General features: G+C 69.3%; 8 protein-coding genes. 1 reads left to right on the top strand and 7 read right to left on the bottom strand.

Annotated elements, in window-relative coordinates; translation table 11 throughout:
• The first annotated feature begins 21 nt into the window (after positions 1-21).
• Entirely contained in the window at positions 22-1,830 is a 1,809-nt protein-coding gene (locus AB5J53_RS07390) for a fatty acyl-AMP ligase (protein WP_369244802.1), read from the top strand.
• A gap of 559 nt (positions 1,831-2,389) precedes the next feature.
• On the opposite strand, the gene mgtA is transcribed toward AB5J53_RS07390, so the two are convergent.
• The 7 genes from mgtA to AB5J53_RS07355 all read right to left on the bottom strand — a co-directional run bounded on the left by mgtA (position 2,390) and on the right by AB5J53_RS07355 (position 10,580).
• The gene (gene mgtA / locus AB5J53_RS07385) at positions 2,390-5,038 is read right to left on the bottom strand and encodes a magnesium-translocating P-type ATPase (RefSeq protein ID WP_369244801.1); all 2,649 of its coding nucleotides are present in this window, start codon (positions 5,036-5,038) and stop codon (positions 2,390-2,392) included.
• Positions 4,992-7,409: a phosphoketolase gene (locus tag AB5J53_RS07380; RefSeq protein WP_369244800.1), complete on the bottom strand. Its 2,418-nt coding sequence runs from the start codon at positions 7,407-7,409 to the stop codon at positions 4,992-4,994. Before AB5J53_RS07380 ends, mgtA begins: the two co-directional genes overlap by 47 nt.
• Positions 7,410-7,435: 26 nt before the next feature.
• A complete protein-coding gene (locus AB5J53_RS07375) occupies positions 7,436-8,161 on the bottom strand; it encodes a GAF and ANTAR domain-containing protein (RefSeq protein WP_369244799.1) in 726 nt (241 codons plus the stop codon).
• Positions 8,162-8,940: 779 nt separating this feature from the next.
• The gene (locus tag AB5J53_RS07370; protein WP_369244798.1) at positions 8,941-9,375 is read right to left on the bottom strand and encodes a hypothetical protein; all 435 of its coding nucleotides are present in this window, start codon (positions 9,373-9,375) and stop codon (positions 8,941-8,943) included.
• A complete protein-coding gene (locus tag AB5J53_RS07365) occupies positions 9,375-9,998 on the bottom strand; it encodes a hypothetical protein (RefSeq protein ID WP_369244797.1) in 624 nt (207 codons plus the stop codon). Before AB5J53_RS07365 ends, AB5J53_RS07370 begins: the two co-directional genes overlap by 1 nt.
• 134 nt (positions 9,999-10,132) lie before the next feature.
• Positions 10,133-10,306, bottom strand: coding sequence for a CsbD family protein (locus AB5J53_RS07360; RefSeq protein ID WP_369243669.1), 174 nt, complete (start codon positions 10,304-10,306; stop codon positions 10,133-10,135).
• Positions 10,307-10,397: 91 nt separating this feature from the next.
• A complete protein-coding gene (locus AB5J53_RS07355) occupies positions 10,398-10,580 on the bottom strand; it encodes a hydrophobic protein (protein ID WP_369251969.1) in 183 nt (60 codons plus the stop codon).
• Positions 10,581-11,238 lie beyond the last annotated feature (658 nt).

The following is an 11,238-nucleotide window of genomic DNA, read 5'->3' as shown; positions in this document are numbered from 1 at the left end:
TCCTCCGTTTGGAGTGGTCACATGCGAACCAATCACGAGCACGGTGTCCGACTGCCCGAGGCGGTGACCGGCGAGCACGGCGCACTGCCGACGCTGATCGACCTGTGCCGCACTCGTGCGGCAGCCGAGCCCGACCGGAAGAGCTTTGTGTTCCTGGGCGACGGTGTCGAGGAATCAGAATCACTGACCCTGGCCGAACTCGACCGCCGGGCGCGGGCGGTCGCCGTGACGCTACGACAGCAGGTTCCTACCGCGCGCGCACGCGCGCTGCTGAGTTACCCGCCGGGACTGGATTTCCACGCCGCCTTCCTGGGCTGCATCTATGCGGGTCTGATCCCGGTGCCGGTGGCTCCGCTCGACGGGACGCGGAGCAATGCCAAATGGACTCGGGTGGAGTCGATTGCCGCGAGTTCCGAGCCCTCGCTGTTCCTGTCGACCGGCCCAGCGCTTGCCGCCGCGGAGCACGTCCTCACCGACACCGACGGGCTCGCCCAACTCAACCGGGTGGCGACCGACGAGGTACGCCTGGACCTGGCCCAGGAGTGGACCCCACCGGTGGCCGCCGCTGAGATGGTCGCCTATCTGCAGTACTCCTCGGGATCGACCGGTGTGCCGAAAGGCGTCGCGATCACTCATGGCAATGTGCTGCACAATCTGTCGTTGATATACGACAACACGCGTCGGTCTGCCGACGACGCCGGGCTGCCCCGCCCGTCGTCGGTGTCGTGGCTGCCGCCGCACCACAACATGGGCCTCATCTGCAATGTCCTCGACTCCCTTTTTTCCGGCCGGGACGTCACCCTGCTGCCGACGATGACCTTCGTGCAGCGTCCGCTCACGTGGCTGCGGGCCATCTCCCGGCTCGGACGCGCGGACAGCTGCGCGCCGAACTTCGCCTACGACCTGTGCGTCCGCCGGGTGACGGACGCTCAGCGCCGGGAACTCGACCTCAGCCGCTGGGAGATGGCGCTGGTCGGAGGTGAGCCCGTCCGCTCCGATACGCTCGACCGCTTCAGCGCGGCATTCGCGGAGGCCGGCTTCCGGCGCGAGGCGCTGTCCCCCGCGTACGGCCTCGCCGAGGCGACAGTGATGGTCACGGCCGTGCCGGTCGGCCAGGCCCCGGAAGTCCTGCGGCTGGACTCCGAGTCGCTCGCCGCCGGAAAGGTGCGCCCAGCCGCGTCGGCACAGGACAGCCGGGAGTTGGTCGGCTGCGGCCCGATCCATCCGTTGAGCACGGCCATAACCGTAGACCTGGAGACAGGCAAGCCCTGCGGGGAGGACGAGGTGGGTGAGATCTTCGTATCCGGCCCGAGCGTCGCAACGGGGTATCTGAACGCTCCTAAGGAGACTGCCGAGACCTTCATGGGGTCCATTCCCGACCAGCCGGGGGAGCGGTTTCTCCGTACTGGTGACCTCGGTTTTGTGCAGAACGGGGAGCTGTTCATCACCGGCCGGGCAAAGGATGTCATCATCATCGCCGGTGCCAACCACTACCCGCAGGACATCGAGGCCACCGTTGAGGCCAGCCACCCGGCAGTCCGCGAGTTCGGTACTTGCGCGGTATCGGTCGACGACGGCGTACACGAACGGCTCATCGTGCTCGCCGAGACGACGACGGCAGCCGGAGGCGAGACCGGTGATCAAGTGGCCATCCAGGAGATCAAGCAGGAGATCAGGCGCGCGGTCCATGCGGGACACCGCATCCAGGTACACGATGTCGTCCTCCTCAAGCCGGGGACGCTGCCGCTCACGACGACCGGCAAGCTGCAACGGCGCGACAGCCGGGACCGATACCTCGGGGGTTCCTTCGAGGCAGCCCTCATCGAATGACGGTGCGCCCTCTGCGCATCCGGTGCCCTGGCGGGGCCTTGCCGGCCAAGGCACCGCGCAGGTTCGCCGACGCCGGATCCCGTTGCCGCCCGGACGCTGACGGAGTCGATCCGCAGGTATCCGTTTTGGCAGGTCTCTCAGGGAGCGAAAGGGACCACGCAGGGACCACAAGGACAAGAACCAACCGATAAGGACCAGGCAAGGCCGACACAACTGCACACGCCTGACCTGCGTGGATGTATCGGTCCGCTGTTGGTGTGAGCCACCGCAAGCGGCCGGTCCGATGATCGGAACGGTGAATTCGGGACGCTGGCAGGGCGCGGGGACCGGGAAGTATTCGCGAGGGGGCCGGAGAACACCGGCCTGCTGGGCGTTCACCGCGGGGTGCCTGAAGAATGCGTCCTGGCGATGGCCGGTAGGCGCCAAGGAAACGGCCCCTAGAGGAAACGGCCCCGAGGAGTCACTCAGCGGCTGACCGTTCCCGGCCGCCGGCCGTGACGCGGATCGTCTCGGTGCTGTGCGGTGCCGCTGATTGCCCTGGTGACAGCGTGTCACCGGATCACAGTGGTCCGGGGTGGCTGAAGCGTCCGGCCCGGCGTTGGATGCGGTGACGGCTGGTGCGGTGGCGTACCGGCGGAAGCGCGGCTCGCGCGTCGGCGTGGGTGTAGAAGACGTGCTTGGCGCCCTCGATGAGCGCCAGGTAGAGCACGACCATCAGGGCCAGGGCGAGGACGAGTCCGGGTGGCAGGGACCGGAAACCGAGCGGTCCTGCGAGCGGCGACATCGGCAGCGCGACACCGACGGCGACGACACCTATGGCGCTGACCAGCAGGGGGCGGCTGGGCCGGCTGCGGTAGAACGGCACCCGGCGGGTGCGGATCGCGAAGACGACCAGCGCCTGCGTGGCGAGGGACTCCACGAACCATCCGGAGCGGAACAGCGAGGCGCCCGTGTGGAAGATCTCGATCATGACCGCGAAGGTGAGGAAGTCGAAGACGGAGCTGACGGGCCCGAAGAAGAGCATGAAGCGACGGATGAAGGCGATGTCCCAGTGCGAGGGCGCGCGCAGTTGCTCCGGGTCGACGTGGTCGGTGGGGATGGTCAACTGACCGCCGTCGTACAGGAGGTTGTTGAGCAGGATCTGCGAGGGCAGCATCGGCAGGAAGGACAGCACGAGGGAGGCTCCGGCCGCGCTGAACATGTTGCCGAAGTTGCTGGAGGTGCCCATCAGGACGTACTTGATGGTGTTGGCGAAGGTCCGGCGGCCCTCGGCGACCCCGTCGGCGAGTACGCCGAGGTCCTTCTCCAGGAGCAGGACGTCGGCCGCGTCCTTGGCCACGTCGGTCGCGGTGTCCACGGACAGCCCCACGTCGGCGGCGTGCAGGGCCAGCGCGTCGTTCACGCCGTCGCCCAGGAACCCGATGTCCCGGCCCCGGCGCCGCAGCGCCCGTACTACTCGTGCCTTGTCCTGGGGCGAGACGCGGGCGAAGACGGTGGTGGTCTCGGCCACCCTGGTCAGCTGGTCGTCGTCCAGCTCCTCGATGTCCCGACCGGTCAGGGCCCGGCCGGGCGGCAGGCCGAGGTCGGCGCAGACCTTCTGCGCGACCAGCGCGTTGTCGCCCGTACAGATCTTGACGGTGATGCCGAGGTCGGCCAGGCGTTTCAGTGAGGCGGCCGCACCGGTCTTGGGCGGGTCGAGGAAGACCAGGAAGCCGGCCAGACGTAGCCGGTACTCGTCGGCGGCGGTGAGGGACGTCTGCCCGTCCGCGTCCCTGGTGGCCACGGCGACCACCCGGCTGCTCGCCGCGAAGTGCTCCTGGAGCACCGCCGCGGCCTCCTCCGGTATGGCACCGCAGCGGGCCAGGACCGCCTCGGGCGCGCCTTTGGCGACAAGTAGGCGGCTGCCGTCCGGACGCTCGACGAGCGCGGAGCCCAGCTGCCGGTCGTGGTCGAAGGGCAGCAGCGTGAGCCGGTGGTGTCCGGCCGGGGGTGTGCCCGTGGCCTGCCACAGCGCGACGTCCAGCGCGTTCCCGCCCACCTGGTCGAGGTCGCCCTCGGTGGCCAGCAGGCCCAGCTTCAGCACCGTGTCGGAGAGTGCGCCGGCCGGGTCGAGGGCCGCCTCGAAACGGATGCGGCCCTCGGTGAGGGTGCCGGTCTTGTCGGTGACCAGGACGTCCATGTCGCCCAGGTCCTCGATGCACACCAGCCGTTTGACGAGAACCTTGCGCCGCGCCAGCTGCCGTGAACCGGTGGCCAGGCTCGTGCTCACCACGGCGGGCAGCAGCTGCGGGGTGATGCCCACCGCGATGGCCAGTGAGAAGAGCAGGGCGTCGAGCAGCGGCCGGTGGAGCAGGAGGTTGATGACGAAGATTCCCGTGGTGAGGGCGGCGGCGACCTTGAGGAGCAGCATGGAGAAGCGGCGCAGCCCCGCCTGGAAGTCGGTCTCCGGCTGCCGTTCACCCAGACCCAGCGCGATCCGCCCGAACTCGGCACGGCCCCCGGTGGCGACGACCACTCCGGTCGCGCTGCCCCCGTGCACCACCGTCCCCATCAGCGCGCAGGAGGTCAGCTCGGCCAGTGCCGCCCCCGCGGCGACCGGCTCCGGGTCCTTGTCGGCCGGGGCGGACTCCCCGGTGAGGACGCTCTCGTCGCAGGCGAACGCGGTGCACTCCAGCAGGCGCAGGTCAGCGGGCACCACCTGCCCCAGCGTCAGACGTACGACATCACCCGGCACCAGCTCGGTCACATCGACCTCGGCGGCCGCGCCGTCCCGGACCACGACGGCCGTGTGCCGCACCCGCGAGTGCAGGGCCTGTGCCGCCTTCTCCGCCCGGTACTCGTTGACGAAACCCAGCGCCACGCTCAGCACCAGAATCCCCGCGATGATGACCGCGCCGGTCCGCTCGCCGAAGAAGTACGAGACCCCGGCCGTCACCGCCAGCAGGATCAGCAGGGCGCTGCGCAGTTGCCGCCCGAGGACCGCCAGGACGCGGACGTGGTGTGTGCGTACGGCGTTCGGCCTGACGGCCGCGAGCCGCTCGGCCGCCTCACCCGTCTCGCCCCCCCCGACAGGCCCTCGGGACTGCTCGCGAGCGCGGCCTGTACGGCCTTCGCGTCTTCGGTGGCGGCGTCCCCCACCCGCAGCTCTGCCACACGGGTGGTCACTGACTCCAGGTCCATTCGGCGACCTCGGGCAGGTCCGCCCCATGGGTGCGGATCCAGTCGTGATGGCGGTAACGGACGTCGACCATTCGCTGCCGCAGCGCCGCCGCGCGGACTGCGAGACCGGGCACCCGGTCGATGACGTCCATGACCAGCCGGTACCGGTCGAGGTCGTTGCGTACGACCATGTCGAACGGGGTCGTGGTGGTGCCCTCCTCCTTGTAGCCGCGCACGTGCAGGTGCGGGTGGTTGGCGCGGCGGTAGGCGAGCCGGTGGATCAGCCACGGATAGCCGTGGTACGCGAAGACGACGGGCTTGTCGGGGGTGAACAGTGCGTCGTACTCGCTGTCGGGCATGCCGTGCGGGTGTTCCTCCGCGGGCAGCAGCCGGGCGATGTCGACGACGTTGACCACCCGTACCGCGAGTTCGGGCAGATGGTGGCGGAGCAGCAAGGCCGCGGCCAGCACTTCGAGGGTAGGTACGTCGCCCGCGCAGGCGAGCACCACATCGGGCTCGCCGGGGTCGGACTCGGTGCCGGCCCAGGCCCAGATCCCGGCGCCGCGGGCGCAGTGCGCGCGGGCGGCGTCGAGGTCGAGCCAGTCGAAGCAGGGCTGCTTGCCCGCGACGACGACGTTGACGTAGTCGCGGCTGCGCAGTACGTGATCCGCCACGGAGAGCAGGGTGTTGGCGTCCGGGGGGTAGTAGACCCGCACGACCTCCGGCGACTTGTTGAGTACGTGGTCGACGAAACCGGGGTCCTGGTGCGAGAAGCCGTTGTTGTCCTGGCGCCACACGTGCGAGGTGAGCAGGTAGTTGAGGGAGGCGATCGGGCGGCGCCAGGGGAGCCGGCGGGCGACTCGCAGCCACTTGATGTGCTGGTTCGCCATCGAATCGACGATGTGGACGAAAGCCTCGTAGCAGGAGAACAGGCCATGCCGCCCGGTGAGGAGATAGCCCTCCAGCCAGCCCTGGCAGGTGTGTTCGGAGAGGATCTCCAGCACCCGGCCGCCGCGCTCCAGGTGTTCGTCCGTGGGCAGGACCTGGGCCTCCCACGCCTTGCCGCTCGCCTCGTAGACGGCCTGGAGGCGGTTGGAGGCCGTCTCGTCCGGGCCGACCAGCCGGAAGTCGCGCCGCTCGCCCGTGTCGGCCATCACCTGCGCCAGCAGGTCGCCGAGGACACGGGTCGGCTCATGCGCTGTCGCGCCGGGCTTGTCGACCGGGACGGCGAACCGCTCCATGGGCGGGAGGGGCAGGTCGCGCAGCAGCAGGCCACCGTTGGTGTGCGGGTTGGCGCCCAGGCGGTGTGCGCCGTCGGGGACGCAGGCCAGGACCTGTTCCCGGGGGCGTCCGTGCTCATCGAAGAGTTCCTCGGGCCGGTAGGAGCGCAGCCATCGCTCCAACTGCCGCAGGTGGTCCGGGTTTTCGCGTACGGCAGGCAGCGGCACCTGGTGCGCTCGCCAGGTGCCCTCCACCGGGAGCCCGTCGACCTCGGCGGGTCCGGTCCAGCCCTTGGGCGCGCGCAGTACGATCACCGGCCAGCGCGGGCGTTCGGCAGTGCCCTCCGTGCGGGCGGCGTGCTGGAAGGCGGCGATACGGTCCAGGGCCTCGTCCATGGCGCGAGCCATCGCCTGGTGGACGGCGTGCGGGTCGTCGCCGGTGACATGGAGGGGCTCGTGGCCGTATCCCCTGAGCAGGGAGTCGAGTTCGGGCTCCGGTATCCGGGCCAGGACCGTCGGGTTGGCGATCTTGTAGCCGTTGAGGTGCAGGATCGGCAGGACGGCACCGTCCCGTACCGGGTCGAGGAACTTGTCGGAGTGCCATGAGGCGGCCAGCGGGCCCGTCTCGGCCTCACCGTCGCCGATCACGCAGGCCACCAGGAGCCCCGGGTTGTCGAACGCGGCCCCGTAGGCATGCGAGAGGGAGTAGCCCAGCTCGCCCCCCTCGTGGATCGATCCAGGGGTCTCGGGTGCGACATGACTGGGGATGCCGCCCGGGAAGGAGAACTGCCGGAAGAGGCGAGCCATGCCGGCCGCGTCCCGCGTGATGTCCGGGTACGTCTCGGTGTAGCTGCCCTCCAGCCAGGAGTTCGCCACCACGGCGGGCCCGCCGTGACCGGGCCCCCAGACACAGATCGCGTCCAAGCCCCTGGCTTTCACGACCCTGTTGAGGTGGGTGTTGACCAGGTTCAGTCCCGGTGAGGTGCCCCAGTGCCCCAGCAGTCGCGGTTTGACGTGCTCAGGTGCCAGGGGCTCGGTCAGCAGGGGGTTGGACATGAGGTAGATCTGCCCGACGGCCAGGTAGTTCGCCGCCCGCCAGTGGGCGTCCAGCGCGCTCAGTTCCTCCTCGTCGAGGCGGTCGAGGTCGTCGGGGGTGTCGAGCGTGTACAGGGAGGTCTCGGGAGGGGGGCGGAGTGGCATGACGAACCCTTCTTGAAGACCGCTGCTCAGGAAGTTCGGGAGCTGAGGTCGGGGAGGTGTTCGGTTTCGTCGATGAAGGCGCGGGCGACGTCCGAGAGGCGGCGGTTGTGGGAGCGGGCGTAGGCCCTGAGGGTGGTGAAGGCCTGTTCCATGTCCGTGTGGCGGCGTTCGGCGAGTTTTCCCTTTGCCTGTTCGATCAGGACGCGGCTGGTGAGGGCTGTCTGCAACTGGTCGTTGAGGAGCGTGCTGCGCTCGGTGGTGCGTTGTTGCAGCAGGCTGATGGTGGCGACGTCGGCGAGGGCCTGGGCGAAGGGCGTGGTTGCCGGACTGATGGGCGCCGGGGTGGTGTGGAAGAGGTTGAGGGCGCCGACGACCTCGTCGCGCAGCCGCATGGGCAGCGCCTGTACGGCGGTGAAGCCGCTGCGCTGGGCCTGGGCGGTGAACAGGGGCCAGCGGGCGGCCTCGTCGCGCAGGTCATGGACGGAGACCGCGATTCCGGTGTGGAAGCAGTCCAGGCAGGGGCCTTCGTGGTTCTGGAGCTGGAAGAGTTCCAGGAGGCGCACCCGTTCGTCGGAGGCGGCCATGACGCGCAGCACGCCGTCACGGTCGGCGAGCAGGACGCCCGCCGCGCTCGCGTCGAGCAGGTCGACGCAGCGGTCGGTGAGCAGGCGCAGGAAGTCCATGAGGTCGAAGTCGGCGACGAGATTGTCCGCCAGCTCGACAAACGTCCGGGCCGTCAACTGTTCCTTCATCGTGCGCACCTCTGTGTGTGGGGCGTGAGCATCAGGGCTCCTCGTCGGGCGGTCGCGCATCCGGCGGTTGTGTGTCGGTGGGTCGTGCATCCAGCGGTTGGATGTCGGGCAGGACTCCACGTACAGGTCCGCCAGGTCCTCCCGCAGTTCCTCGGCCTGCCAGCGGTTGAGCCGGCGCAGGCTCAGGGGCGTCGTGCGCGTGGCGGGCGGGCGGTGGTCTGCGCGTTTCCGCGGTCGGCTCGGCCCGGGCGGGGCTGTCACAGCACACCGCCCGGGAGAGCAGGCATGGTCGGGAGGGAGCCGGTGCGCGGCCTGGTGCAGGGGGGAGGGCTGCGGGGGCGGTCGGCTCCCGGCGAGTGCATCCGGGAGGGTGAGGAACCGGGTGATCCCGCCCGGCGCACGCGGAAGGACCTCGGAAGCAAGGCGTACGATTTTCGCGCCCGTCCGGCGCACAATGGCCGAATCGCGTCTGACTGCACGTCGTGCCAGTGCACATATAGGCGCGCATGCGGCCGCCAGTCGGCTGCGGCTCGCCGCGCGGGACGAGCCCCAGGGACCCCGCCGCGCTCGCCGCCTCCGCGAGGGAGCAGACGGTGAAGTCGTTGGTGAAGCCGCCGACGGAGCCGTGCTCGATGCCCGAGGAGGTGCGGAGCCCGTTGCTGAACATGCAGTACGTAGCCAGTACAGCGAGTGTTTCAGAACACAGCCGTCGCATTCCGCCGGTGTGGTCCACGTACCGGCTTCCTGCGGCGGCTGTGTTTCCTGCGGGGAGGACGTTGTCACCGGCTGGCAGGCGCTGACATGTGCAGCAGCCGTTCGGTGATCTCCCGGTATTGCCGGAGCGCGAGCCGTAGTTCCTCGGTCTGCGTATCTGTTTCCTGGTCCTGCCAGCTTGCGCGCAGGACGCGGCGCCGTTCTGTGAGGGTGTTGGTGAACTGGATGGCGACCTCGTCGAGGACGGTGTCGGCCTCTTCCACCGCCTGGCGTGGGCTGTCGACGAAGGCGGTCAGGGCCTGTTGGAGGCGCAGGGTGAGCTTGTCCCGGTCGCCCTGTGAGACCAGGTCCTGGCCTAACTTGCTATCAGGGCTGTCGGGGCTGGTGCCGGGCTCACGCAGTGCGTGAGCGGGTTCGGTGCGGGGTGCCTGAGGGGCGCGCTCCATCGGATCCGTGCCTCCGGGCTGGGGGTGCCGTGCGTGTTCGGCGTTGTGCGACATCAGGTGCTGCTTCCCTTCGCGTGGCGTCGGGTCAGGGCCCACGGGGCGTGGCCGTTGCCGTCGGGGGACGGCGGGCGGTGCCGGTCGAAGTCGCCGGCTTGTTCGGTGACCAACGTCTCGAAGAGGCTTCGGGCCTCGATCATGGCCTCCCGCATGTCCTCGGTGTCGCCCTGGCCGTGTGCCGCTGCGTGCACGCTGCGGTAGCCGTGGACATGGGCGGCGTGGTGGACAGAAAGAGCAGCGAGTTGCTCCTCGAACTGTTCGCCGTCGGGGAAGCCGCGGTCCCTCGCCAGGCCTGCAAGGAGTGCGTCGGCCGCGGTGACGGCCTTCTGTGGCGAGTCGACGAACTGTTCCTGGATGTCGGCCCACTGAGCCCTGTATTGCGCGCGGGCCTCGGGCGACAACGGCTGCTCCACGAGGGAGCCGTGTTGCTTGACGCGCTCGCCGAGTTCCTGCTCGGCAGCCTTGGTGTCGCCGTTGTGGTCGGCGACGGCACGGTCGTACTCGGGTCCGAAGCGGTGCTTGAGCCCGCGCCCGCCGCCGTCGCGGATGCGTCCACGTCCGACGATGAGGACGGTGACCGCCGCGATGACGATCACGGCGATGATCACGATGGTGAGCATGGCGGCCTTCTCTGGCTCTCGGCTCGTAGGTTGTTTGGCTTCATTACCGTCCCCATCAATTCCTGTCGGCTGACTCCGCGTTGGCCTGCCGGGTGGTGTCCACGCGACGTGGGCACCACCCGGGGCGTTTGTGGTCAGTGCCTGAAGGCGTCCTTGGCCTTGTCGCCGGACTGCTTCAGGTTTCCGGAGATCTGGTCGGTCCTGCCTTCGCGCTGCAGTCGCCTGTTGCGGGTGGTCCGGCCGATGCGTTCGGTGACCCGGCCCTTGAATGCCTGGGTCTTGTGCTTGATCGTCTGTCCGACGCTCATGGTTGTCCTCTGCTCATTCGCTGGATGGGCTCCCGCGCGTGATTGCCGTACAAGCCGCCATTCCCGCGGGCGGGAGAGCGCCTGGTGTGGACTACCCGCGACTGCGCCCGTACCGGCGGCCGCCACCGCCACGCCTGCCCCCGCCGCGTCCGCGCATCGCGAAGCCGACGAGCCAGACGACCAGCAGGACGGCGGCGACCCACCAAAGGGCCTGCATGGTGAAGCCGAACCCGAACACCACCAGGATCAGCAGAAAGAGAAGAATCCATAGGATCATCGCCGGGCCTCCAGATCGCGGGGATTTCCTGTGTTCCGCGGGGTCTGGGCGAAGCGGGAAGGTGGAATGCGTCGCCCCGAGTGATCCGGAGCGGCATAGCCCTACGCCGTGCTGTCAGTCAACGCCTGGCAACTTCCCTTGTCAACGTAGTGTCGGCACGGGGGAGTTCTGCGAGCTGGGCAGGGGCCGCTGGGGCAAACGGAGCCTCGGCGGGAGCGTCGACCGGCTCGGCCGGCGGCGCCGGCAGGATGCGGTCCTCCCACCAGGACAGGGCCAGCACGGTGGCGAGCAGGACGAAGGGCGTCGAAGCCGGAACGATCAGCGCGTACATGTGTGTCGCCTGTCGTGAAATGTGTGCGGCGCGGCGGGCAGCAGATGGACGGTGCCCGCTTGGGGCGCATCGAGGCTGCGTCAGGATCGCGTAGCGACGGCGAGTGCGGGAGCGGCCCGTTGGTGGCGGGGCAGGTTCCGGCACCGATGCGCGAGGTGCGCCCTCGAAGGAGCGCGAGAGGTGATCGACGCTGCCGGGGGCTCGGGCCGTACCGTGCACGGTAGCCCTCGCCGCACTCCCTGAACAGACGGCAAGTGGCCATCTGCACCAGGTAGAAGACCGTTACATGGGGCGCTATCCGCAACCTCTGGGCAGGGTTACGCT

The sequence above is a fragment of the Streptomyces sp. R41 genome (assembly GCF_041053055.1).
Classification (GTDB): domain Bacteria; phylum Actinomycetota; class Actinomycetes; order Streptomycetales; family Streptomycetaceae; genus Streptomyces.
Note: the sequence above shows the minus strand (reverse complement) of the source record. Positions and strands in the feature narration are given on the sequence as shown.